Annotated in this window: 23 protein-coding genes; 5 read left to right on the forward strand and 18 right to left on the reverse strand. The window is 46.0% G+C overall.

The genetic code is table 11. The features are described 5' to 3' along the window. Positions 1-5: 5 nt before the first annotated feature. Both I2H39_RS10065 and I2H39_RS10070 read left to right on the forward strand, forming a co-directional pair. Complete coding sequence (locus I2H39_RS10065; protein WP_195626373.1) at positions 6-416, forward strand: DUF3795 domain-containing protein; 411 nt, start codon at positions 6-8, stop codon at positions 414-416. A 396-nt stretch (positions 417-812) separates the two neighbouring features. Next, positions 813-1,193, forward strand: a complete 381-nt coding sequence (locus tag I2H39_RS10070) for a TnpV protein (RefSeq protein WP_195626374.1) — start codon at positions 813-815, stop codon at positions 1,191-1,193. Between the two features lie 133 nt (positions 1,194-1,326). Here I2H39_RS10070 and I2H39_RS10075 read toward each other — a convergent pair whose 3' ends face one another. The 9 genes from I2H39_RS10075 to I2H39_RS10115 form a co-directional block, all read right to left on the reverse strand. Further along, complete coding sequence (locus I2H39_RS10075) at positions 1,327-4,473, reverse strand: DEAD/DEAH box helicase family protein (RefSeq protein WP_195626375.1); 3,147 nt, start codon at positions 4,471-4,473, stop codon at positions 1,327-1,329. Next, positions 4,473-6,410 (reverse strand): site-specific DNA-methyltransferase, encoded by a 1,938-nt coding sequence (locus I2H39_RS10080; protein WP_195626376.1) that lies wholly within the window; start codon positions 6,408-6,410, stop codon positions 4,473-4,475. Before I2H39_RS10080 ends, I2H39_RS10075 begins: the two co-directional genes overlap by 1 nt. Then, the gene (locus I2H39_RS10085) at positions 6,411-7,016 is read right to left on the reverse strand and encodes a DUF4391 domain-containing protein (protein WP_195626377.1); all 606 of its coding nucleotides are present in this window, start codon (positions 7,014-7,016) and stop codon (positions 6,411-6,413) included. A 21-nt stretch (positions 7,017-7,037) separates the two neighbouring features. Then, entirely contained in the window at positions 7,038-10,274 is a 3,237-nt protein-coding gene (locus I2H39_RS10090; RefSeq protein ID WP_195626378.1) for a helicase-related protein, read from the reverse strand. A gap of 66 nt (positions 10,275-10,340) precedes the next feature. After that, positions 10,341-10,550, reverse strand: a complete 210-nt coding sequence (locus tag I2H39_RS10095; protein WP_195626379.1) for a helix-turn-helix transcriptional regulator — start codon at positions 10,548-10,550, stop codon at positions 10,341-10,343. A 253-nt stretch (positions 10,551-10,803) separates the two neighbouring features. Further along, positions 10,804-11,013 carry a hypothetical protein gene (locus I2H39_RS10100; RefSeq protein ID WP_207746788.1) on the reverse strand — a complete coding sequence of 70 codons (210 nt, stop codon included), beginning with the start codon at positions 11,011-11,013 and terminating at the stop codon, positions 10,804-10,806. A gap of 24 nt (positions 11,014-11,037) precedes the next feature. Then, positions 11,038-11,292, reverse strand: a complete 255-nt coding sequence (locus tag I2H39_RS10105; RefSeq protein ID WP_195626492.1) for a complexin-2 — start codon at positions 11,290-11,292, stop codon at positions 11,038-11,040. Between the two features lie 93 nt (positions 11,293-11,385). After that, entirely contained in the window at positions 11,386-12,546 is a 1,161-nt protein-coding gene (locus I2H39_RS10110; protein WP_195626381.1) for a helicase RepA family protein, read from the reverse strand. Further along, on the reverse strand, positions 12,546-12,740 hold the full coding sequence (locus tag I2H39_RS10115) for an ICEBs1 excisionase (protein WP_195626382.1): 195 nt from the start codon (positions 12,738-12,740) through the stop codon (positions 12,546-12,548). Before I2H39_RS10115 ends, I2H39_RS10110 begins: the two co-directional genes overlap by 1 nt. Before the next feature lie 193 nt (positions 12,741-12,933). Between I2H39_RS10115 and I2H39_RS10120 the strand changes: the two genes are divergently transcribed. Next, complete coding sequence (locus tag I2H39_RS10120; RefSeq protein ID WP_195626383.1) at positions 12,934-13,533, forward strand: helix-turn-helix transcriptional regulator; 600 nt, start codon at positions 12,934-12,936, stop codon at positions 13,531-13,533. Positions 13,534-13,569: 36 nt separating this feature from the next. Beyond that, positions 13,570-14,670: a site-specific integrase gene (locus I2H39_RS10125; RefSeq protein ID WP_195626384.1), complete on the forward strand. Its 1,101-nt coding sequence runs from the start codon at positions 13,570-13,572 to the stop codon at positions 14,668-14,670. An 88-nt stretch (positions 14,671-14,758) separates the two neighbouring features. On the opposite strand, the gene guaA is transcribed toward I2H39_RS10125, so the two are convergent. From guaA to I2H39_RS10165, 8 genes are all read right to left on the reverse strand, one after another. Next, on the reverse strand, positions 14,759-16,060 hold the full coding sequence (gene guaA, locus I2H39_RS10130; protein ID WP_195626385.1) for a glutamine-hydrolyzing GMP synthase: 1,302 nt from the start codon (positions 16,058-16,060) through the stop codon (positions 14,759-14,761). 102 nt (positions 16,061-16,162) lie between these two features. After that, positions 16,163-16,759: a cytidylate kinase-like family protein gene (locus I2H39_RS10135; protein ID WP_138310812.1), complete on the reverse strand. Its 597-nt coding sequence runs from the start codon at positions 16,757-16,759 to the stop codon at positions 16,163-16,165. 113 nt (positions 16,760-16,872) lie between these two features. Further along, a complete protein-coding gene (locus I2H39_RS10140; protein WP_138310811.1) occupies positions 16,873-19,482 on the reverse strand; it encodes a cation-translocating P-type ATPase in 2,610 nt (869 codons plus the stop codon). Between the two features lie 355 nt (positions 19,483-19,837). Then, the gene (locus I2H39_RS10145) at positions 19,838-20,173 is read right to left on the reverse strand and encodes a cupin domain-containing protein (RefSeq protein WP_138310810.1); all 336 of its coding nucleotides are present in this window, start codon (positions 20,171-20,173) and stop codon (positions 19,838-19,840) included. A gap of 14 nt (positions 20,174-20,187) precedes the next feature. Beyond that, the gene (locus I2H39_RS28840) at positions 20,188-21,639 is read right to left on the reverse strand and encodes a hypothetical protein (protein ID WP_207746789.1); all 1,452 of its coding nucleotides are present in this window, start codon (positions 21,637-21,639) and stop codon (positions 20,188-20,190) included. A gap of 51 nt (positions 21,640-21,690) precedes the next feature. After that, the gene (locus I2H39_RS10155; protein WP_138310809.1) at positions 21,691-22,131 is read right to left on the reverse strand and encodes a SufE family protein; all 441 of its coding nucleotides are present in this window, start codon (positions 22,129-22,131) and stop codon (positions 21,691-21,693) included. Beyond that, positions 22,131-23,348: an aminotransferase class V-fold PLP-dependent enzyme gene (locus I2H39_RS10160; protein WP_195626386.1), complete on the reverse strand. Its 1,218-nt coding sequence runs from the start codon at positions 23,346-23,348 to the stop codon at positions 22,131-22,133. The genes I2H39_RS10155 and I2H39_RS10160 overlap by 1 nt, the downstream gene beginning before the upstream one ends. 1 nt (position 23,349) lies before the next feature. After that, positions 23,350-23,763: a hypothetical protein gene (locus tag I2H39_RS10165; RefSeq protein ID WP_195626387.1), complete on the reverse strand. Its 414-nt coding sequence runs from the start codon at positions 23,761-23,763 to the stop codon at positions 23,350-23,352. A gap of 186 nt (positions 23,764-23,949) precedes the next feature. On the opposite strand from I2H39_RS10165, the gene I2H39_RS10170 reads away from it, so the two are divergent. Then, complete coding sequence (locus tag I2H39_RS10170) at positions 23,950-24,837, forward strand: AraC family transcriptional regulator (RefSeq protein WP_195626388.1); 888 nt, start codon at positions 23,950-23,952, stop codon at positions 24,835-24,837. Between the two features lie 11 nt (positions 24,838-24,848). Here I2H39_RS10170 and I2H39_RS10175 read toward each other — a convergent pair whose 3' ends face one another. Beyond that, a complete protein-coding gene (locus I2H39_RS10175; RefSeq protein ID WP_138310805.1) occupies positions 24,849-25,766 on the reverse strand; it encodes a class II fructose-bisphosphate aldolase in 918 nt (305 codons plus the stop codon). Positions 25,767-25,786 lie beyond the last annotated feature (20 nt).

Below are 25,786 nucleotides of genomic sequence, written 5' to 3' on the forward strand. Positions count from 1 at the left end.
CAGCCATGAAAATGCCTCAAACGATTGTACAGGCTTTCTTTGCGCCCTGTGGCATGAACTGTATGGTCTGCTACAAACACTGCTATGTGAAAAAACCTTGTGCCGGATGCCTGCCGGGTGACGAGGGCAAGCCGGAGCATTGCCGCAAGTGCAAAATCAAAGATTGCGTGCAAGAAAAGGGATTGACCTATTGCTACGAGTGTGACGCTTTTCCCTGCAAGCAGATTAAAAACTTGGAGAAAAGCTACAATCAACGATACGGCGCAAGCCTCATAGAAAACAGCCTTTTTGTAAAGGCGTATGGTCTTGCCGCATTTATGGAGCAGCAGCTTAAACAGTACACCTGTCCAAATTGCGGCGGAGTTATTTCACTTCACGACAGAGAGTGCAGCGAGTGCCAAACTAAAATGGAATAGAAAAAAGACAAACAAAAAATGCCCTACTGAATTTGTCATTCAGCAGGGCATTTTTGCTTGTCCTTTGCAATTATTCTAGGCGATACAGGCAGATACGAATAGTATCAAACCAGTATCAAACGGCAAAGTGGCAGGGCAAAAAGCCTGTATTCATGCGGGTTTGCGCCATTTCCAGCATCATTCCCACTCGAGCGCCAGACCTTAATTTCTCGTGATAATACGCACTAAAAGTACACTTTCCATCCACACATTCCACATATTTCACGCTTTCCGTAGCGTCTTTACGAATTCTGTAGCCATTTTGTAGCCACCGGCTACAATGCAACCTCCGCTGGCTGATTCACCTCAAAGCCACTCGGTACTATCTATTTCAAATGATACACGGAGGTTAGCACTATGGAAAAATACATCTACGACAACAGTAACGGACTTTGGTATGAACTGCACGGCGATTACTATCTACCGTGTCTGGTCATTCCGGAGGAAGAAATCCATACCATCGGCATCTGGGGCAGGAAGCACCAGCAATACCTGAAAGAATATCGTCCCATGTTATATAATGATCTTGTTCTTAGCGGTAAGCTATATAGCTATCTTTCTGGCATTGAAACACAGGCTCGAAATAAGCTCGATCTGCTTGTAATGCAGCTGGCAGAAAAAGAAGGCATCAGCGAGCAGATGAAAGCACAGGATCAGATGACATGGGTCAGAGCCATGAACAACATCCGCAACCGTTCAGAGGAGATTGTCCTCAAAGAACTGATTTTTGCTGAGTAAACAACTTCGTGCTGTGATAAAATTAGGCGACCAATTACACTATTGGTCGCCTAATCTAATATACTTTCCGTTCTTCCTCAAGCAAATGATAACTTTTTTCGCAAACAGCTATAAATGGTATCTACCAATAAATCTACAATGACTTCATCACATTTAGTAGACTCTGGTAGCTGTCTACGTCATGATATTTCACATTGCTTGTAGACATTTCATTGAACAACTTTTTAGCACAAGAAATTTTTGCCTGCTCAATCGGTCTGAGATTTAAGCTATCCATTGTGCCCTTTGTTTCAGCAACAAAGAAAATGTGCTTTACAGTCCCCTCATAAAATGCAATCGCCCAGTCTGGAGAATAATTGCCTACCGGAGTTGGAATATGAAATCCTTTCGGAAGTTTCGCATAAACACAAACCTCTTGTGCGGCATCCAAGTCCTCTACAAAACGACGTTCTATGCTCTTTTCAGCAGAACCATCTGTAAACACATAGTCCTGAATTGCCTTGTTTGCTCGGAATGCCTTATCAAAGGTCTGAGTACTCTTTTCAGCTGTAAAAATGGTGCTGTCATATTCACCCTCTATCTGATTGTAAGAAATATGTTCAACAATCATTGTGGCTTTCTGCTCTTTAATAAGCTTAATCACCTTGGAGATAAACTCTTCCGGATTGTTCTTAAACATATAGAGTTTATCAGCTCGTAAGCCTTTCAAAATAGCTACTGCTGTTTTACGGGTCAAGACAGTACCCTCTGCAATTTTACCGATAAGATCATACTTAATCTGACTGGTCTGTGCGTGTTTCAAAGTCTGAGTCCTTGTCTTTTCGCCAGTGAACGATGCACCACGACCAACTTCATGTTCATTCATTTCTGCCTTTTGACGACCAATCGTTGTGGTGTACTGCAATTCAGAAACAAATAATTTTTCATTAATATGGTCAATGGACTTACGAATCAACTCATCGCTGTCAAACTCGACAGTATAAGCGTATTTGTGGTTGATTTGCTTCCACAATGCCTGAAATTCAGCTTTCGCAAAGTTATCATTCAGCGGATTGTCTTTCACCTTTGTTTCGTGACCATCGGTAAACATATCCTTGAGAACACTGTCATCGTAAACAGATTGAATCAAGGTATGAATACCTTCTGCCATTGGCTGGATTTCTTCCGGCAACGGAGCAACTGTTCCCATCTTCACATCGGTGCGATACTTATCTGTAACCTTACGCTTCATATCAACATAACCATTGCTAATCAAATAAAACTCAATGGTATCTGCTACGTTTTTGTCGATAAGTGTTGGTGTTCCATCTACCTTGACATATTTACCATTAAAGTATTCGCTGGTAGCTGTAGTAGGTCTGTCATAAAGAACTGTCTTGATATCACTTTGAAGATCTGTAACAAATCCCTTGTAGCTTTCACTGGCAATAACCGTCAGTATATTGATATCGTGAACACTGTCACCGCAGTTTTCGGCATCCATACGGTTACCATGTTGGTTTACACAAAGACGCAGACCACGCCCTACTTCCTGACGCTTCACTGTCTGGCTGTCAGAATGTTTCAACGTACAAATCTGGAAAACATTCGGGTTGTCCCAGCCTTCACGCAGTGCGGAGTGAGAGAAGATAAATCGAGTCGGCTCTTCAAAGGAAAGCAGACGCTCTTTATTTTTCAAAATCAAATCATAGGCAGAAATATCGTCCGAAAATTCACTGCCACGCTTCAGCTGACTGTCAATGCTGTGCCCGGTCTTTTTATCAATACTGAAATAGCCTTTATGTACAGCAGAAACATCACTGCAAGTCGATTTCAGATATTTCTGATATGGTGTATCAAATACCGTAATGTACTCGTTCAGCACATTCAGATATTCCTGCTCAAACATCTGTCCATATTCTCCAAGCACTTCATTGCCATCAGCATCATATTGACGATACTTGGCAACTTCATCAATAAAGAATAGGGAAAGGGACTTGATTCCCATGTTGAACAGCTTTTCTTCCTTTTCAAAATGAGAAAGAATAGTCTCACGAATCTGAATTCTACGCATATCCGACTCGGACACATCACCGGAAACCTCACCGGTTTGGATTGATTCTCCATTAGTAAAGGTCACAGTTCCACGGAACGGATCAATATCAGAAATCGTATATCCCTTATATTGCTCCATTTCCTGAGATACATAGTAAAGGTCATCGCCAACACCAAGCACACGGGTCTCACGGTTAATGGATTTATTATAACCTATTTCCAGCTCAATACGAGCCATTGGAGGTTTCTTAGAAGAAAGAACAATCTGCTCCAGGAACATATAGCTGTCTGTTCCTCGGAAGTTCTTTACTTCAAATCCCTTGACTTCAATTTTCTTAACCAAACGTTTATTAAACGCATCCAAAGCATCCAGCACATACACTGTGTTATGCTGCACAGCGTGAGTTGCTGAGTAGTTCAGGGTAAACAGTGGATTAAAATTCTTAAGTGCTTTCTGGGTAACAGCTCCACCCATTTTCTGCGGCTCATCCAGAATAATAATCGGTCTGTTTGCCTTGATAACATCAATCGGACGGCGAGAGCCAAATTCATCACGCTTCGAGTAAATGATACGGGCTTCTTTACTTCTGCCATCTTCTTTCAAGGAAGACGCAAATGCCTGCGTGTTGATAATCATTACATTGATGCCGGAGTTAGAAGAAAAATTATCCAGTTGGTTTAAGTTGGAACTATTGTAGACAAAGAAACGAGCTTTCTTTCCATAATGTTCCATAAAATGATCCGCAGTGATTTCAAAAGTCTTTTTGACACCCTCACGAATAGCAATCGAAGGTACAACGACAATAAATTTGCTCCAGCCATATTTCTTGTTCAGCTCGAACATAGTCTTGATATACACATAGGTCTTACCGGTACCAGTCTCCATTTCGATATCAAGGCTGCATCTGCCCAAATCCTTTACCAGTGCTTTGGACTGCTTGATGTTGTTCTGGCTTTGAAGCTTTTGAATATTGATTAACAGCTGTTCATCAGACAGCTCAATCACTTCATTCTTATAGCCTGTATCATCATCCATATCGTAGATATTCAGCTGACGGGGTTCCCCCATATCCAGAGAATATTGCTGATTCATATCGACATTTAGCCGCATCTGCTGATTTTCCTGCTTTTTGCCCAAATCTCGGATATAGCTGATTTTGTCATGGTATCCCTGCCCCTGGAATACCTTCACAACAGCATCAACGGCATCTGTTTGATATTGTTGTATCTTAAAGTTAAATTTCATTACAGCACCTTCCTTACTGTGTCAGGACTGTAGGTTGCAAAAATCTGCTCAAAATTCGTAGCAACACTGTCGCTTGCCAGAGAGCTGTCACGCATCACAAAGTAGTACGGCTGCTTCTGAGCAATCGCTTTGATGGTCTCGTCATTGACGTCTTTATCAAAGCAGGCAATCAAGAAACCGTCCGCCACATCAAAAACCTTTTTGCCCGCAATGGTGCTTTCCTCTATCTTGCTGGAAAGTTCAACACCCAAATCCAGCATCACCTGGAACAGCAGGTCCTCCGGGGTTCTGTCCTCTTTGATGTTGTCTGCCATCATGTCCAGCAGGTTCATATCAAAATCAGCAGGGCTGTAGTAGACATCCTTCATGTTGGAGGTATCGCACTTGAGGACACGGAAACCACCGTCGAACTTTGCATCGGGCTTTTCCTCTTTGATCTTCCTTGCCGCACGGCGAATGCGCTCCTTGCCGATCTCGCAAATGTTTTTGTAGCCTGCTTTGTAGGCTTCGGACTTTTCATCTGTTTCTTCTGGAAGCTGAACCATGATGAACTTACGGTGTCCGCCGTCCTCAGCATTTAACTGCATAACAGCGTGGGCGGTCGTTGCTGAGCCGGAAAAGAAATCCATGACTATGTCATCATCTTTCAAATTTGCAATTACTGCAAGAGTTTTTAGTAGGCGTACTGGCTTGGGACCATCAAACACTCCAATATCATCAAAAAGTTTTTTCGTTTCTTGCTTGCCCTCTTGATTATGACCAACATCTGCCTGAAGTAATAGCGTATTTGGCCTTAATCCAGACTGAACTTCGGACAAAAATGTTTTCTTTCTTGGAGAACCATCTCCATTTGCACCAAACCAGATACGATTATCGTTATTCCACTTTTTAAAAGTTTCTTGGCTACAACTCCAGAATCGTCCACTTGGCGGCACAACTTTACGCCCACTTGGAGTTGTAATCTCATACAAAAGGCTATCCGACCCTGACTTAGCAGATAAAACTACTGAAGTCCATGGTCCACGAGGGTCATTATCCGGATTAGCGTATCCTACTGGAATTTCATTACCTCTTGGTAAAAGACCAATTTTCCAACCATTTTCGCTGGAATACAAGTTAGCTTTGCAATAGCATAGTATATGATCGTGCATTGTGGAAAAATATGTGGAATCATTGGAACGAGAAAACTTCTTTTGCCAAATCAAGTTAGCTACAAAATTGTCTGCCCCGAATGCATCATCGCATATTTTCCTTAAATTAGATACTTCCACATCATCAATGCTAATGAAAATAACGCCATCCTCAGAGAGCAAATCCTTTGCGACTTTTAAGCGAGGATAGATCATATTAAGCCAATCGGTATGAAAGCGACCATTACTATCCAGATTTTTTAAAAGACGGTTGCCCTCTGCATCAAACTGACCGCTATTCGCCATGTATTCTGCTGTGCTCTGTGCAAAATTATCTTCATACACAAAGTCATTTCCAGTGTTATAAGGCGGGTCGATATAGATCATCTTTATCTTTCCAAGATAGGTTTCCTGCAAGAGCTTTAGCACTTCCAGATTATCGCCCTCGATATAGAGGTTTTCGGTGGTGTCGAAGTTCACGCTGCCACTACTACAATATGGTTTTCCCTCACTATCTGCTCCGGTGGGAACGGTTTCATCTTCACGAACAGGGCGCAGTGTCTTGTTGATCGGTGCATTGGCAAGCAGAATGGACTTCTTCTTGTCCGGCCAAGTGAACTGATAGCGTTCCTCCTTGCCGTCCACCACGGTGCAGGATATTTCCTGCATCAGCACATCCTTATCAATGGCACGGACTACTTCGCCGTTTTCGTCTATCGTCTCTGTCACAGCATTGGGAAACAACGCCGCCAGCTTTTTGAAATTCTCCTCCGCCTTGTTGGGCGTGTGCATTTTCAATTTATCCATTTAAATTTCCTCCATTTCCTTTTTCAGCCTCTTGATCTTCCGCACCAGATCAAACTTTTTCTTCGGCTGTTTTTCGTTCTTAGCCTGCTTAGTCAAGCGGTCGATCTCCTTTTGGATCTTCATTCGCTGTTCATCAACTGCGATCTGTTCATCCAGAGTGTTCCCTTTATCCAAGGTGATAGCGCCGATCTGAAGGATGATGTTTTCCCAGACGGCATCCAGATCCAAACCCTTTAGTTCAACAGACAGTTCTTCTTTTTGTTTCCATTCTGTCTGCATCAGTTTGGTGTGGTAGGTGGCAAGCTTTGCTTCATCGCCACATTCCAGCACCAACAGCATATTCTGAGGTATCAGCTTTGATATGGTGATAATTGTCTTGTCATCAAAATTCTTCTTTTTCAGTGCGACCAAAAGAACAAAAAATGACTTAACCTGCTCTCCAGCAGCAATATGTACTTTGTCTGCGGATACTTCATTGACAATAGTAATTCTTGAAATATCTGCATCTATTTTTGCTTTCTCTGCTGTGTTCATCTGAAACTTCGCATAGATAGCATTCTTAGGAAGCTGCTTGCTTAATTCAGTAGCCTTCGGCAATCCGAGCATGATTCCACCTCACTTTCTATGTTATCGGACAACCAGGAAACAGATCAGTTCAAAGTCATCCAATCCCTTGATTTCATTTGTGAGAAAACTCATTTGACCTCCGCCTAAAAAGCTGTCAATATCACTTTCTTCTTTGACCTCGATAATAGAGGCAATGGCATCTCCCAATAACTTCGAGAACACAGCCATATTTTTCCCATCACGAGTTTCCTTATTGAACTGGCGGTACAGCTCCGGAATAGGTTCCGTTTTTCCTTTACAAAGGAAACGCATCTTGTCCAGCATCTGCTTTGGAGAAAGGTGGTCACAAATCACTTCGCCCTCGTTGCTGATATAAACCATATAAAACGGGTGTAGGCGGTTCTGATTATCAATATTTACACTGTTGGAGCGATTTTTCAGAACATAGATTACGCCTGCCGGTGTTTCATCTGAAGCAGCCGCTACCGAATGGAGACCAAACGGAGTTTTATCAATATCCGGGTGATTCTTAATATATTCCAGTAAATCCATACGAAATTCATTTAAGCCTAAATCCATAATAGAAATACCTGTAGACATATCTTCAATATCCACTACTTCTTCCTGCAAGCGTTTAAGCTGGGCTTTGCGGTATTCCAAATCTGTTTTTTCTTCATCGCTCAAGAGGTTATCATCACCGGTTGCAGTCATATCAACAATCTTCATACGGGTTTCAACTTTTGCTTTCAAGTCGATGTACTCATCAAGAGTTACATCCGGCCAGAAATTCACAAGCTGAATATAGGTATTCTTACTGCCAATACGGTCAATACGACCAAAGCGCTGGATAATACGAACCGGATTCCAGTGAATGTCGTAGTTAATCAGATAATCGCAGTCCTGCAAGTTCTGACCTTCCGAGATACAGTCCGTAGCAATCAGAAAGTCAATTTCTGTTGTATCATCTGGCATAAGCAGATGCTTGTCCTTAGATATTGGAGAAAAGCAGGTCAAAACTGTATTCAGATCACTTTTCAGCCTTGGAACAGTAGTGCGTCCTTCTACAGAACCGGATACCATTGCCGTATTCAATCCAAAATTCTCTTTCACATATTTACTTACATTGTCGAACAGATACTGAGCAGTATCTGCAAAAGCAGTGAATATAATAATTTTCTTGTTGCCATCATTGATAGGGTGCTCCAACTTGTTTTTGATTACTCGGAATAGTTCTTGAAGCTTGGAGTCATACTCAGGTGTAATATCTCCAACCATCAGTGTCAAAAGCTCAAGAATATCACGATCTTTTGCAAGGCTGTCTCTCCAGGATTTATAATCCATATCTCCAATGTCAATTTTGACTTTTTTGCCAAAGGTAAACAGCTCATCACCATTTTGATCCTCACTGTCAAACTCATCAATGTCCGAAATATCTGTTAGTTCAAGTCTCACAGAGGAAGTCTTATCGTAGGTATCAATACTATGAATGGTTGAATCTATCAAGCTGTAGATCCTTTTCAGTGTAAGATTAAAGGAATGTACGGAGCTTTCCATTCGTTTCATCAAATTAATCGCCGTCAAACGACGGATACCTTGCTCACGGTTTGCCTGAGTAAAACCGACATTTACTTTATTATCTTCATACATTTCCGCATACTTCTCCATTTTACTCGGAAGAATAAAATGAGTAGGCGTATAAATGGACAATGACAGTTGTGTCAGCTGCTCATAGATTTCATTGTAGTTGATAGCCTTCTTCAAGCTGGTAAGAGGCGGTCTGAGGGATATAGGTTTCAGTCTGGTAGGGAAGGTGCCGATATCAGAAGTATCATAATATTTCTGAATATGTTTTCTGGAACGTGCAATCGTCACAGAATCCAGAACTTCAAAGAAGTCAAAATCCAGCATACGCAGAAGATTTTCTGTTGTTCTGTCTACTGGGTCCCATTTACTCCAGATGTTAAATGCTCTCTGAGCATTTTTGAAAATCTCATCAATACTTTTTGTTGTATTCAGTTTATCATCAATCAGGTCGGTATTGCCCTCGTAGGCAAGAGCAAGCTGATTTTTCAAGTCATTAAAGCGGTTATTGACTGGAGTTGCAGACAGCATCAAAACCTTTGTTTTCACGCCTTTGCGGATAACTTTATTTAACAGCTTCAGGTAACGATTTTCTTTCTCGTTATCTTCACCTGACAGTTTGCCGCCATTACGGAAGTTGTGAGATTCATCAATCACAACAAGATCGTAATTACTCCAGTTCAGCCTATCCAAATCCAGACCATTGGATTTGCCATGAGTACGGTTCAAGTCTGTATGATAGAGTACATCGTAACGTAAGCGATCCGATGCAATCGGGTTATTCACATAGTTGTCTTTATAGGTATTCCAGTTGTTTGTCAGCTTCTTGGGACATAGAACGAGCACAGATTTATTCCTGTTTTCGTAATATTTAATAACAGCCAAAGCGGTAAAGGTTTTACCAAGACCCACACTATCAGCAAGAATACAGCCATTGTATTTTTCCAATTTGCTGATAATTGCAAGAACAGCATCTTTCTGGAAGTTGTATAGCATGGACCATATCTTGCTTTCTTTAAATCCGGTAGCCTCATTTGGTAAATGATCTTCAGAGACATCTTCCAAAAACTCACTAAAGATATTATATAGAGTTACAAAGTAGATGAAATCCGGAGAGTTTTCATTATAAGCAGCTGTGATATTCTCAATAACTTCATCGGTAACCTCCTGTAATTTTGAGTTGTCATTCCAAAGATTATCAAACAAGTCTATATATGCGGTTGAGAATGGCACTTCTGTCTTTTGAACCATATTATATGCGTTGTTACCACGCTCACATCCCAAGTCAACCGTAGTAAAACCGTTAATCGGCATATAGTTTTTATCATCCAGGTTGATGAAGCCCATCATATTTTCATTTGTTACATTAGATTTGAAAGTAACCTTTTTCCGAATCCATTCAGCACATTCTTTTGCGATCGCCTTTTGTGTAAGTTCATTTCTCAGCTTTACTTCAAATTCTGTTCCATACAAACTGCGTTCTCGGCTTAATCTTGGAATATAAAATTCTCTCTTCTCTTTTTTTGCCTTCTCGGTTGTAAAAGTCGGTGATGTAAAAATGAATCTTAATTCATCAACGCCTTGAAGTTCTTTTTTTAATTCCTGAAAAGCATAGATAGAGAAGCAGGCTGCTGCAATAGAGAGTCTACTACCCGGTTTTATCTCAACAGCTAAATCATCTCGCAGTGTTTTAGTTGTGTTATTAATTAGTTCCATACCTAATCTCCTGAATTTTTACAATACAAATGATACCATAGCTGCTGTCCTATAATGAACACAGCATCACTTTTCATCTGGAACGATTTCCATAATATCTTCGATCCTGCAATTCAATGCCCCACAGATTTTTACCAAGGTATCTGTATTTACGTTTTCGCCTTTATTCATTTTGTTGATTGTATAATTACTGAGATTTGCTTTCTCTGCCAAATCTTTTTTCTTCATATCTCTATCAATCAACAATTTCCACAGTCTTTTATAACTAACATCCATAGAGTTACCAATCCTTTCGCAGAAAACTTTTTATTTTAAAAGTCCCATTATGTTAATTATAGCATTACCGAGGATAAATTCAACGAAAAAGTGAGCGTTCACTTACTTTTAGTCCCTTTTGATAAATGAAATCTCGAAATCCTGTGTAATAAGTATAATTTGGGCAATAAAGAGCGTATTCGCTTGCGCTCACAAAGTGGCAAGCAGTGTAAACCTGTACAGGTTCACTCATTTTCTCGATTTTCCCTTTGGATCAATCTTCGCAAATTGCTTGTTGGGGAAGCATCCCCAATCCCCTTTGAACGGTATCTACGATACCGGCTACACGATTTTCAATCGTTTTGTAAGAAGCAAAATTTTTCATTTTTATCTTTACAGAAAAAAGTGATGACCGCAGCAACATCAAGTGAGGCGCACCCACTTTCAGTGAAATCGCTGCAATCATCACTCTCTTATTTACCATTCACAGGAGCGTGGCACGCTCCTGTTATAACTCCCAAGGAGAAGTAGTCCATCGGAAGCTCTGCGGAACTCCACGCTCATCCAGATAACGCTGACGGGCTTCTTCTCGTTCTTCCGGTGTAGGAGCAGTCTTGTACTTTGCGTACCATTCATGTCTTACCATAGCTTCCAGTTTCTGCTCCAAGCCTTGTTTGATTTCATCTTCATAATCGCCATCCATCATCAAATGATATTGGAGCAAAGCAACAAATAAATCATAAGGGATTTGCACATTTTTCATTTTCAATCCATTCCTTTCCTGTCCGTGTCGGTGGTGACGATGGTGACGGTGTTTTAGGCACCGCCACCACTGTCAAAATCATCGTCACAACCGTCACGCATCGTCACGCTGCTCTGAAACTCGCTTTAAGATGATCCTTCTTCCTGCGTGAGTGCGGATATTTTCATATTGGGTATGGCACTCATGAAACAATCTGCTCGCATTGACATTCAGATGTTTTGTCAAAAGATTAGGCTTCAGCTCTAACTTCAATGCTTCTGCAAGTTCTGTTGGTGTTCCACTCCACTCTAAAATATCTTCCGACAGCATAGCTGCAACCTTTTCCAGAATCGGATCTGGTGGAACCTGCCACAGCTCTGTTTCGGCTTTTTCCAACTCCCAGACAAGACGTTCCATATCCTTTTTCAGAATCAGTCTTTGCTCCGGCTGATCTCTGCCTGACACTTCCAGTACCGCAGTATTTCCAGTGCGTTTTTCCTTTTGCAGAACAAAAGCTCCGTCGGCAGCGCCAAGCAATCCATTGGTTCCGGAAATCATATCAAACTTATCATCTGCCTGCTGTTTTCGGGTATGATGTACCAACAACAGCGCAATACCCGTCTGGTCGGCAAAATGCTTCAGCTGACCAATAATTTCATAATCGCTTGCATAGCTGTATCTGTCTCCGCTGGCTTCTCTGATTTTCTGCAAAGTATCAATAATAATCAGTCGGGTGTCTCTGTGCTCTGATACAAAGTGAGCCAGCTGTTCATACAGTCCTGCACAAAGCTGTTTGGCACAGGTTGCGAAGTGTAAGGTATCTGTACCCTCTACTCCAAACATACGATACAAACGCTCCTGCAAGCGTCTGTAGTCATCTTCCAAGGCAAGGTACAGTACAGTGCCTGCATGGACAGAATAATTCCAGAGTGGAAGTCCTGTGCTGACATGATACGCAATCTGCGCCATCAGAAATGACTTGCCAACTTTGGGAGCACCTACAAACAAATAGGTACCGGGGTAAAGCAGACCATCAATGATAGGCAGTCTGCTTTCGTATACAGTGTCATACAGCTGGCTCATAGTCATGGTAGCCAGATAGGATGGATCAGACATTCTCTGCATCTGACGAAGCATCTCCTCCATACTTTCATCTATGGGATTGATTTCTTCGTTGCCAGTTGTTATAATTTCATTTGTTACATAGGAAAGCGACTGTTCCCCATCTGCGCCAACAGATGGAATCGGGACGGTCGTTTTTTCATTTTTCTGCATCAAGCGTTTTCACCTCCAATTTCCAGACCGTAAAACTTCTTCTTAAAGAACTGGATTGGGCATTTGCCTGCAATGGTATGATAGCCCATACTTTTCAGCTCCTTATTCAAATCTCTGATGATTTGATAAGATTTGCTACGGCTGACATCCAATACCTGCTGAACTTCTTCTGCTGTGATAAACTGTGCTCTCATGGTTACCTCCTGTGTTCAAAAGATAATTTGCGTATTTTTTATTCATCCATTTCTTCTATTTTTTCTTAATACGCACTTTCAATACGTTTTTATTATACGAACAAAAGCTGCTTTTGTCAATACTTGCGGAATAAAAATATGCACTTGAAATTCGTATTTCTTTGTGATATGATAAATATGAGGTGAATCAACTATGGATAATTTCGATTATTCCGCAATCGGTCAGCGGATAAAAACACTGCGAAAACGCAAAGGACTGAATCAGACACAACTGGCTAACCTTATTGGGAAATCTCTGCGTACTGTACAAAAGTACGAAACCGGAGAAATCGAGGTTTCCATTGATGTCGTAAACGAAATAGCAAAACATCTGGATACAACGCCGACCTTTATTCTTGGCTACGAAACCAATACGGTGCCTATCAGAAGTCTTGCTGACATAATGAGCTTCCTGTTTGAACTGAACAAGGTATCCTCTCTTAAATTTGATGTGGATGTAAAAAAGCCCCCTCGCAGCAACGAGTGGACCTGCTCTATCCGCTTTAATGGAAAAGAGATGGATGCTGACCATAACGCAGATATGTGTCTGTTTTTAGAGCAATGGGAAGATATGCGTGAGGATGTGCGCAGCTACAACTGTTCTGCAGCTGCATTACATAGCTGGCAAGAGCAGACCCTTGCGTACTATGCTGGGGCTTCCGTAGAATGTGTGGAACCGGAAGAACTTGACGAGGATGAGCGTTTGGCTCGTCGCAGAGCTTATCTTGAAAAGGAGTTTGGCTCTGAGAAATAATTAAGGTCTGACATTGGGATAGAAAAGGAGAACACAATGTCAGTAACTAAGGACAAAAACACAGGAAAGTGGATGTCTCAAATCCGTGTAAAGGATTGGACAGGAAAGGAGATCCACAAAAAGAAAAGAGGCTTCAATACCAAGAAAGAAGCCTTACAATGGGAACGTGATTTTATTAGTCAGGCAGATGGCAGCCTGGGCATGAAGTTCAAGGATTTCGTTGCACTCTATATGAAAGATGCCGATCCTCGTCTCAGAGAAACGACTTTAGCCAACAAGCACTATCTGTTCAACAAGAAGGTCCTCCCGTACTTCGGTGAGATGCCGATCAACGCCATCAAGCCGACCGATATTCGCAACTGGCAAAATGAGCTGATTAACTACCGCCGCCCCAACGGCAGAGGTTATTCACCGACCTATCTGCGAACCATTAACAACCAGCTCACCGCAGCTTTCAATTTTGCGGTGAAGTTCTATGGACTGAGAGAAAATCCCTGTCACAAAGCAGGAACCATGGGCAAGAAGAACGCCGATGAAATGCTGTTCTGGACGAACGAAGAATTCAAGTTGTTCATTGAAGCCATGGAGAGCAAACCTGTTGGCTACACTGTTTTTATGGTGATGTACTACACAGGATTGCGTGTTGGCGAACTGCTGGCTCTGACACCGGAGGATATTGATTTCGACCGACACATTATCTCTGTCAACAAGAACTACCAGCGTCTGAACGGAAAGGACTACATCTATCCGCCTAAGACGGAAGCCGGCTACCGTGAGGTAGTTATGCCGAAGGTACTGGAAAGTTGTCTGAAAGACTATCTGGCAAAACTCTACGAGGTACAGCCTACTGACCGTATCTTCCCTTATGACAGGGGCTGGGTCGGCAGACAGATGAAGTATGGCTGTGACCACTCCGGAACGCAGAAGATCAGGGTGCACGATGTACGTCATACCCACGCCAGTTTGCTGATTGACATGGGCTGTACGCCACTTCTGGTAGCAGAACGCTTGGGACATGAAAGGGTGCAAACCACCATGGAAACCTACAGCCATCTGTATCCGAACAAGCAAAGTGAAGTAGCCGATCAGCTTGATGCGATGGCTGAAAAAGATGACGGCTACAAAAAACTTGGCTGATGTAGCCATTTTGTAGCCAGTAAAAAGCAAAAATCCCGGAAAACCCTGTATTATCAAGGCTTCCCGGGACTCGGAGTAACTTAAATTATTATTCCCACTCAATCGTAGCCGTAGGCTTCGGGCTCAGGTCATAGCACACCCTGTTTACATTCTTGACTTCCTTCAATATACGGTCTGTAATCTTTTGCAGCACATCGTAATCTATGCGCTCAATGGAGGCAGTCATGGCATCCACTGTATTGACTGCTCGGATGATAACAGGGTAATCAAAGCAGCGTGCATTGTCCCTGACTCCAACTGATTTAAAGTCCGGCACAATGGTGAAATACTGCCATACAGTCTTGTCCAGGCCAGCGTTTGCAAATTCTTCACGAAGAATGGCATCTGATTCCCTTACAGCTTCCAGACGCTCTCTGGTTATGGCTCCCAGACAGCGCACGCCTAATCCGGGACCAGGGAAGGGCTGGCGGTATACCATAGCGTGAGGCAGTCCCAGCTCCAGTCCGCAGGCGCGTACCTCGTCCTTAAACAGCTGACGCAGGGGCTCCACCAGGGTAAAGTCCAAATCCTCAGGAAGTCCGCCCACATTGTGATGGGATTTCACCACCTTGGCTGTCTTGGTGCCGCTCTCAACGATGTCCGGGTATATGGTTCCCTGAGCCAGGAATTCAATTCCCTCCAGCTTTCTGGCCTCTTCCTCAAACACGCGGATAAATTCAGCGCCGATGATTTTGCGCTTTTGCTCCGGGTCAGCCACTCCGGCCAGCTTGCCAAGGAAACGGTCCACGGCATCCACATACACCAGATTTGCATCCATCTGGTTCTTAAATACATCGATAACGCTCTCGGACTCTCCTTTTCTCATAAGACCATGATTTACATGGACGCAGGTCAGCTGTTTTCCGATGGCCTTGATAAGCAGGGCAGCAACCACAGAACTGTCCACGCCTCCGGAGAGAGCCAGTAACACCTTCTTATCCCCTACCTGCTGGCGGATTAACTCCACCTGGTCGGAAATGAAGTTCTTCATATTCCAGTTAGCCTGGGCCTTACATGTATCGAACACAAAGGAACGGAGAACCTGAGCGCTGTCAGCCTCATCCCAGCTCTGTATGGAACGCTCACAGGCTGATGCGGCATGGCCTGCCGCCATTACCGGGTATCCTGCCTCATACAGCTCCGGGCGCACATCTATGGGGATTTTGTCCACAACATTGTTAGGGCCGCCGTTGATGATGATTCCCTTAACATTGGGAAGTTCCTTCAGTTCGCTGGCTGTGATGTCGTGGGGATAAATCTCACTGTACACCCCCATCTCCCTGATGTCCCTGGCCAGTTTTGTGTTTTCTGTGCTTCCCAGGTCAAGAATTACAATCATATCCTGTTTCATCTTCTGCCTCCTAAATTATTAGAAATTTAAAATGTCCTGCTTAATTCTCGTTTTAACCGAAACGCCGGTACTTTTATCCATACCGTACCCTGCCCTGCGGGTTTACCCGGGCAGCTCTCCCAGATATGCCAGCACCGCCCTCAGACAGCCGTCCACCCCTGTCAGTCCGCTGTCCAGACATAAGTGGTAGTTCTGGGCCCGGCCCCATGTGTTGCCGGTGTAATACTGATAATACTCCTTGCGTTTCCGGTCCACCTCCCGGATACGGCGCTCCATCTCCTTTTCATCAGACCCTGGTTCCAGGACAAGCATACGCTTTATCCGTTCCCTCATCTTAGAGTAGATAAACAGGTTAATGCTGTCATCCAGAATCATGTCTGCACACCGTCCCACAATAACACATGGACCGTGGGCAGCCAGCCTGCGGATGACATTGGACTGGGCCACAAAAATCTGGTCCGACATGGGAACCTTGTAGATGTCAGAAAAAGCATGGTAATACTGCCTGTCTAACGGGTCGTGAATCACAATATGCTCATCGTAATTCTGGAATGCCTCTTCTGCAATATTGATATCGTCCGCAGCCATGGAGATTAACTCCTTGTCGTAAAACGGGATGTCCAGCTTTTCAGCAAGCTTTACCCCCAGTTCACGGCCTCCGCTTCCGAATTCGCGGCTTACTGTTATGACCTTATCCATTAAGCACCGCCCCTTTCCTTTGGTTGGTTTGTTTTGGGTAGGATGAGTTCCGGCCGGTCCGGGCCGCTGTACACCGCTCATTGCCTACTTGGACATTATACCACAATTACCCATTATTTCCTATGCTTAATATCTCTCATGACCTTAAATATCTGTATCAGCACCGTAGGTACTGCGGCCAGGAGACAGACATCTATTATCTGGCTTTGGGTCAGCGGTGTTACGGAAAACAGGTTCTGCATAAACGGAACGAACATGACAATGCCCAGCAGGACTACGCCGGCTGCAAACGCTCCCAGGCTGTACCAATTGGAAGAAAAGCCCAGCTTGAATATATTGTGCTTGCTGCGGCAGTTAAATCCATGGAACAGACGGGCCAGGGTCAGGGTTGCAAAGGCCATGGTGCTGGCTGTGGCTGCGCTGCCGCTTCTAAGGCCTGTGTGGAAGGCAATCATGGTACAGACAGCTATGATTCCGCCCTGTGTCAGGATGGTAGTCATGAAATCCTTTGTCAGAATGCCTGTTTTCGGGTTTCTGGGCGCCTCTGACAATAAATCCTTCTCAGCCGGCTCCATACCGATTGCTATGGCCGGAAGAGAATCCGTCAGCAGGTTGATAAACAGCAGGTGCACCGGCGCAAAGGGTACAGGCAGGGCTGCCAGGGATGTGTACAATACCGAAAGGATACCGGCCATGTTGCCTGACAGCAGGAACTTGATGGCGTTCTTTATGTTGCGGTATACGTTGCGCCCATTGGCCACAGCCTTGATAATGGTTGCAAAATTGTCATCTGTCAGTATCATGGCCGCCGCGTCCTTGGAGACCTCGGTGCCGGTGATGCCCATGGCCACTCCGATGTCCGCCTTTTTAAGGGCAGGCGCATCATTGACCCCGTCGCCGGTCATGGCCGTGATGGAGCCGCGTCTCTGCCATGCATCCACAATACGGATTTTATTCTCAGGCGAGACCCTGGCATAGACGGATATATCCGTAATCCTGCGGTCCAGCTCTTCCTCCGGCATGGCGTCCAGTTCACGGCCCGTCATGGCAATATCCCCATCCTCAAAAATGCCAATCTGCTTTGCAATGGCTGTGGCGGTTATCTTATGGTCGCCGGTTATCATGACCGGCTTGATTCCGGCCCGCTTGGCGTCTGCAACCGCTGCCTTAGACTCCTCCCTCGGGGGGTCCATCATGGAAATCAGGCCCAGGAAAATAAAGTCATTTTCATTGTCCAGGGACAGGGTGTAATCTTCGGGAACTTCCTTATAACCAAAGGCCAGTACCCTTAAGCCCTCCTGGGAGAACTCCAGATTCTTCTGAAGGATGGCGTCCCTGTCCTCCTGGGTGATGTCGCGGATTCCCTCCTCCATGCGGATTTTCACGGTGCGGTCCAGAAGCACATCCAGGGCGCCCTTGGTAAGTACGGTGGGCACATCGTGAAGCTCATACTTGGTGCTCATGAGCTTCCGGTCTGAGTCAAAGGGTATCTCCTCCAGACGGGGCATCAGCTCCCTGAGCAGGTTTTCGTCCACAGTTGCCTTTCTTCCCATTTCCACCAGGGCAAACTCAGTGGGGTCCCCTATACCTTTTCCGTCCACAATGGAGGAATCGTTGGTAAGTATGGCATCGTAGAGAAGATAACGGTGAAGCTGGTTCTTCAGGTTCAGCTGGTCTATGGTAATGGTCTGTCCATTGGTGTAGATATTCTGTACCGTCATTTTATTCTGGGTCAGGGTACCGGTCTTGTCTGAACAGATAACAGAGACGCAGCCCAGGCTCTCCACAGCCTTCAGTTCCTTGATGATGGCATGTTCCTTGGCCATTTTCTGGGTACCCATGGCCTGTACTATGGTCACAATGGAGCTGAGCGCCTCAGGTATGGCTGCCACTGCCAGGGCCACCGCAAACATCAGGGAATCCAGCACAGGCATCTTGCGGTACAGGCTCAGCAGGAACACGAGGGCGCATATGACCATGATGGCCATAGCAAGACGGCTGCCGAACTGGTCCAGGCTGACCTGCAGCGGAGTCTTTTTTTCCTTGGTGGCATTCATAAGAGCAGCTATTTTGCCGATTTCCGTATCCATGCCCGTGGAGGTTACCAGCACCACCGCCCGTCCGTAGGTCACCAGGCCGCTGGAATATACCATGTTGGCCCGGTCAGCCAGGGCGCAGTCGGTGTGAAGGGTACCGTCGCTCTTATCCACATTGGTGGACTCTCCGGTCAGGGAGCTTTCGTTGACCTGGAGGGAATAATTTTCCAAAATCCTTCCGTCGGCCACCACCAGGTCGCCTGCTTCCAGATACAGGATATCGCCCGGAACCACCTTGGCAGACGGGATTTCCACCTTCTGTCCGTCCCTCAGCACCTTGGCATTGGGAGATGACAGGGATTTCAGGCTGTCCAGGGATTTCTCTGCCTTTGCATGCTGTACTGTTCCCAGGATGGCGTTAAGGATGATGACGGCCAGAATGACCACCGTACTCTCCGCATTGCCCGACACCATGGAAATAAGGGCTGCAATCACCAGGATTACCACCAGCAGGTCGCAGAACTGCTCTAAAAATACCTGCAGGGTGCTTTTGCGCTTTCCCTCTTCCAGGACATTTTCTCCCTTTTCAGCCAGGATTTCCTCTGCCCGCGAAGAGGTCAGCCCCTGTTCCGTTACCTGAAACTGGCTGAGTATTTCCTCTTTTGTCTGTTGATACCATTCTTTCATGTACTTTCCTCCTCATTATTGAGTACTTAGTCTCTATTATGCGCGTATCCCTGCGCCAAAATGCCCGGAGCACAGCAGAAAACAATTATCTGCTCTGTTCCTTTGCCAGGAAACCCACAAAAAAAGACTTCTATGGATGGCTGCCAGGATATGTAACATATCTGCAAACCACGCATAAAAGTCTTGTAACCGTAAAGGCATATATTGCCAGGTTCCGGTGGAACCGAGGTTGTTGACAATATATCTAAACTACTCCCTTTCGAGCTGTTCCGCATTCATTATGAATTTTCATTGAGTTTATCCTTTTTTTTCGGAAATGTCAAGGGGGTTTTAAAAATTTAATGAATGTATCCGCTTAAGGCTGGGCATGGAACCAGAACAGGGTGAGGGGTTCCCCGCTGTCCGCGCTCTTCATCTGGTGAGGCATACCTTCAGGCGCTATAAATGCAGTTCCTTGTTCCACGAAAAATTCCTCTTCCCCGATTTTGGCCCATCCCTGTCCTGACAGGACCATGAAGCCCTCCTGGTCCTCATGGACTGCTGGCGGCGTATACTCTGTGCGGGAATAATAGCTGATTCCGGCGCAGCAGCCGTTGGTACAGCCCTGTTTCTCTCCCAAAAGGGGAAAGGAACCGTGGCCATTTCCTGCCGCAATTTCGTTTACATCCTGCTTTCTCTGATAATAAGCCATGTTCCTCTCCCTGATTAGTGGAATACTTCCACCTCAAAACCAACGATTTCGCCCAGCTCCTGTAATTCCTTTACATGATTGCCGTAAATAATGGCCTGGTGATGTCCGTAACCGCCCTTTGCCAATGCCTGGCGGAACTCCCTGGCTCCGCCCTCTACCTCGTAATACACAGCAGGACTGCAGTATACGGGGCGGAACTCGCATCCCAGTGTATGGCCGACAGCCACCATCATCTTGGTTCCCTGACGGTTAAACCGGCCAAATGTAACCACCTGTCCGTCCTCCTCTGCCATATCCACATGGTAATGGGCGCCCCAGCCCTGGGTGGTAAAATGCGCCAGCTCATAGCTCTGCTCCGGCTGGTCAAAACCCCGCATCCTGCGCACCGGCACAGCGTGGTGGATTTCCAGCACATCGTGGTCAAATACCTGGCCGGGCTGTGTCAGAAGCTTAGGCATTCCCAGCTGTTCCAGGGTCTTGCTCCCTGCCAGCACCAGCACCGGATTCCCCATGAACACGCTCTGGCGTGTCAGGTACATCATCATCATCATGGCCATCCATACAGCCAGGTCCTCCTCACATGCAGACGGAATCCTGTCATCCTTATTCAGGGAATGGGTAATACAGGGAACACATTTATTCTTCTGGGGCAGCCGGCTTGCACACAGCTCCTTGCACGGGGTGGTGAATGCATTGCAGTCATAGCGCTCCATCATGCTGCGCACCGCATGGAAATACCTCAGGTCGTTGCACAGGTATTCCTCTGTGATATCCACTTTATCCGCCCCTTCCATCAGAGCCCTGGCCTCCTGATGGATTCCCTCGTCAGCCGGTATCTCATCAAAATAGTTAAACACCTGCCTGAAGTCAATGCGGTTATGGCGGATGCCGTACCGTGTAAACAGGCTTACCAGGTCGCAGCAGCTGGTATTAACCGACGCCGGCGTCTGCTCGGAATTGGACAGAATCAGTATTTTTGTGCTGGCAACCGCCTTACGCACCTGGAGGCAGGTCAGAAGGCGGTTGTACTCCTCGTAGTCATGGGCCATATATGCCTCAAGTCCGATATCCCTGTAATAACCCACAAGGTCGATGGGGGTAGGCCCCAGATTAATCATGGAAATGGGCTTGTTCAAACGCTCAATTCCGGGTACGCGGTATGTAATCAGATACAAATCCACCTGATGGTTTTCAGGCATCAGCTTGTCAAACTCAGAATCCCGCATCACAAAGCTCTCGTCAAATTCCAGGTAGGCCGGCTCCATCAGATGGCAGCGGGTCAAATCCAGGTTGTTCTGTAATTCCTCGTACCAGATTTTAAACTGTTCCTTTCCTACCCTGCGTTCAAACTCCGGCGTCCCCTCTTCCATGGGACCTACCCGGCAAGGGCCTTCCCACCAGTCAGTGTGTACCAGATTGCTGAAAACCGGTTTTAAGTTAACTTTAACGTCCATTGCATACTTCATGATTGTTTTCTCCTTTTATACCTTTTTCATTGCTTCTATTGTTTTTTTATTTTACATATGTGCTAATATCCCATAACATTTTGATAATCCATTTTCCTTTATTTCAGGATAAATCACATCGTCGGATATATAATCCAGGAATTTCATGGGATGGGATTTTATGGCTTCCGGCGTTCTTCCCTGGTACAGCTCTTCTAAAATGGAAAGCACGCCCCGCACCAGCAGGGAATCACTGTCACTGGAAAAATGCACCCTCCCGTCCTGTTTCTCTGCCCGGACCCAGATTGCGGTCCTGCATCCTCCAATCCTGTACCGGTCCCCGCGCAGGGAGTCCAAAGGAAGCTTTTCCATCCCAAGCATAAGAAGATACTCGCACTGGGAGCCTGGGTCCTGTAATTGGATAAGGTTGTCAATATGTTTTGCCTCAGCCTGGAACATGTCCATTTCATGCATATCTATCTGATGCATATCCTTCTGGTATCTCCCATCCATTAACTTCCCCTCCCGCAGATACGTTCCAGCCGTTCAGCCATATATGCAATCTCCTGCTTTGTATTGTAAAAAGCCAGGGATACGCGGCAGAGGCTTTCCTTTCCCATGCGCTTCATAAGTGGGTAGGCGCAGTGGGAACCACAGCGGACCGCTATTCCGTAATTGGCCAGCAGGACGCCTATGTCATAGGCTCCCAGGTTATCAGCCTCAAACACTGCCATGGGCGGAACCTGCAGCGCCCCTTCATACTCCCCGATTATGTGTACCCCCTTAACCGCCTCCAGACACTCTCTCAGATATGCGCCCAGTTCCGCCTCATACCGAAGAATCTCCTCCATGCCCAGACTTTGGAGATACACAAGGGCTGCCTCCAATCCAAGTGCCCCGGCAATGTTCTGGGTGCCGGCCTCGTATTTTCCGGAGGACCTTTTATATGAAATCTCTCCCCTGTCGCCTTTTACCACCATGTCCCCGCCGTACAGATACGGGGCCATTTCCTCCAGATATACCTTCCTTCCATACAGTACCCCGATTCCCATGGGCCCGTATAGCTTGTGACCGGAAAAGCACAGAAAATCACAGTCCATACGCCTTACGGATATGACCTGGTGCACAATGGCCTGGGCAGCATCTACCAGAACCAGTACGCCTCTTCTGTGGGCTTCCTTTATAATCCGGTTCACATCCGGACAAAATCCCGTCACATTGGACATGGCTGTGACGGCTATCAGTCTGGTACGGCTGTCCACCAGCTCCAGCACATCGTCCGCCCTCAGGCTTCCATCGCTCTCTGCCAAGGCTGCCCGAAGCTCTGCGCCCTTTTTCTCACATTGGCTTTTCCATGGGAAATAGTTGGAGGAATGCTCCAGCTCAGTGACAATCACATTGTCTCCCGTCCGGACATATGTCTCAAATACAGCCGCGGCAGCCAGATTGACTGACTCCGTACACCCCTTGGTAAAGACGATTTCCTCCGCATACTCTGCATCCAACCATGTCCGGACCGTCTCCCTGGCCCTTTCATACATGCGGGACGCCTGGCTGCTCAGGGGATAACTTCCCCTGTGGATATTGGAATTCTCCTGGGAATAATACCTGCACAGACGGTCAATGACAGCCTGGGGCTTCTGGGTGGTTGCCCCGTTGTCCAGATAGACAAAGGGCCCACCCTCCTGGTCCAGAATCGGAAAATCCCTGCGGATTTTATCTGCATCCATATCATCCTCCCCCTTTCAGGTGCCTTATAACAGCTTCAGCCAATTCATCCAGACTCTCTATATCCGTGGCCTCATCATCCCCCATTGCAATCCCCAGCTCCTTCTCAATAAACATAAGCAGCAATACCTTTTTCTGTGCCGCCAGGCTGGTCTGATGACAGTCGTATTTCTTTATCTCCCTCTGAATCACATCATCCGGCAGGTTTCCCTTTTGCAAATCCTGGCGCTTGATGCTCATGATGACAAGCTTTCTGATATCTGTCTGGGTATCCTCCTGAATCATAAGCTTCAGGTTCACGGCATTTCTCAGCAGCGGCAGAATTTCTGCCTTTTCCAATTCCTCACGCGGCATGGATTTTATACGTTCCAGCACGGCGCAGGCTTCCCTTGTGCTCTTTACAATTTCATCAATCATTTTGACTTTTTCCTTATATTTTCCATGAATACCGGCTTAACTTTTCCTTGTTTTCCTTACATTTTGTATTATATACCATGTGTTTCTACATTTTTTTGCAGATTGTCCATATACTTTGCATTTTCTTCAAACCATGCTATACTAAGAAGTGCTTCATATGATTGCATAGATACCCTGGGAGGCGCCATGGACATTCCATTTTCACGCTATACGGAAAAGCTGCCGGAAGAATTCTCAGTTCGGCACAAGATAACCGGGACAACAGAAAAGCGAAATTTCCACCTGCACAGACAGATGGAAATTGTGTTTGCCCTGTCCGGCAATTTAAAATGTAAGTTTGAAACAGGGGTGATTGATATTCCCAGAAATGGGCTGATTCTGTTTAACCAGATGGACCTGCATTATATCTATTCAGAGAACGGGTCCGGAATCTGCGACCGCTATGTGCTGTATTTTTCCTCCGGTTACATATCCCAGTTCTCCACACCGGAAGTTAATCTGCTGGAGTGCTTCCTGCTTCGCCCCGGCAACCAGCCCGTGGTCCTCACGGTGCCGGACCGGCAGATGGGAACCTTTCTTTCCGTCCTTTCCAGGATGGAGTATTATAACAGGCCGGATGGGGGCAGGGACCCTGCGCCTGCTTATGGAAGGGACCTGCACCTTAAATTCCTGCTGGGCGAATTTCTTCTGCTGGCCAACCAGCTCTACACAGAGCGGTTTGGCCCCCTCAGCACATCTGCCTACCGGGAGCACGCCCGGTTGGTATATGATATTTATGAATACATCGGAGGCCATTACAGTGAAAATCTGACCACGGACAGCCTGTCCCGTCTGTTTTTAGTCAGCAAGACCCAGCTTTATAATGTCTTTAAGGAAATCTCCGGCATGACAGTCAGCGACTATATTACAGAATACCGCATCACCCGGGCAAAAGATTTTCTCATCAACACGGATTATTCCGTGGAAATGATTGGACAGGCCGTGGGATACACCAACCTCAGCTCCTTTTCCCGTGTCTTTAAGGAGCAGGCCGGCTGCAGCCCCATCCAGTACAGACACAGGCATACGGATTAGGGCGTGTCCCCTTATTCGCCAATCCCTGTATCAATCTGGCTGATTCCGTGGCAGAATGCATACTTCTTCCGGAAACCGGCTGCCTTTCCCTCAGATGCTGTGAGGCCGATAAAATGCTTTACTGTTTTCTTACACTCCTGCTCCGTTTCCATCATAAGGGACATATAATCCAGGTCCGGCTTTTGGTCCAGACGGGTCTTTACGTAATCCCTGCACGCATTGAATATCTCAGTGGCAATGTTCACCTTGTTGATTCCTGCTTCCACTGCCCTTCGGATGTTCTCGTCCCCTGAACCGGAGCCGCCGTGTAGTGCCAGGGGCATGTTTACCGCCTGTTTCACCCTTCTTATGACATCAAAGTTAATGGTTGGCACAAAGCCCTTGGGGTAATTTCCATGGGCAGTGCCGCAGGCAATGGCCAGACTGTCCACCCCTGTCTCCTGCACAAAGCGCACTGCTTCCTCCGGCTTTGTATACAGCGCCTCGTCGCATCCGTCCAGGGTGGCGGCCTGCCCTACATGGCCCAGCTCGCCCTCCACTGCCAGCCCTTGTACATGGCACAGGTCCACTACCTTCTTCGTCCTGGCAATGTTCTCCTCTATCTCATAGGCCGAAGCATCCACCATAACGGAGGAAAATCCCTGTCTGTAAGCCCAGGTGATTTTCTCCCAGTCCCTGCCGTGGTCCAAAATCAGGGCCACCGGCACATTGGTCTGCTCTGCAAGCGTCCGTATCATGGGTACCATCAGCTCCGGCCTGGCGTGTTTCGTCATCTGGGCCTGGCCCATCAGGATAATTAAGGGCGCCTGCATTTCATCCGCGGCTGCTATCAGTCCCCTGGCCAGCTCCATGTTAAATGCGGATGCAGCCAGAACGGCATAGTTGTTTTTATTTGCATCGTCAAGAATTGTTTTGATGTCTGTATACATTATGTACTCCCCTTAATTGA

It is taken from the genome of Clostridium sp. 1001283B150225_161107_B6, assembly GCF_015556325.1.
In the GTDB taxonomy this organism is placed as follows: domain Bacteria; phylum Bacillota; class Clostridia; order Lachnospirales; family Lachnospiraceae; genus Enterocloster.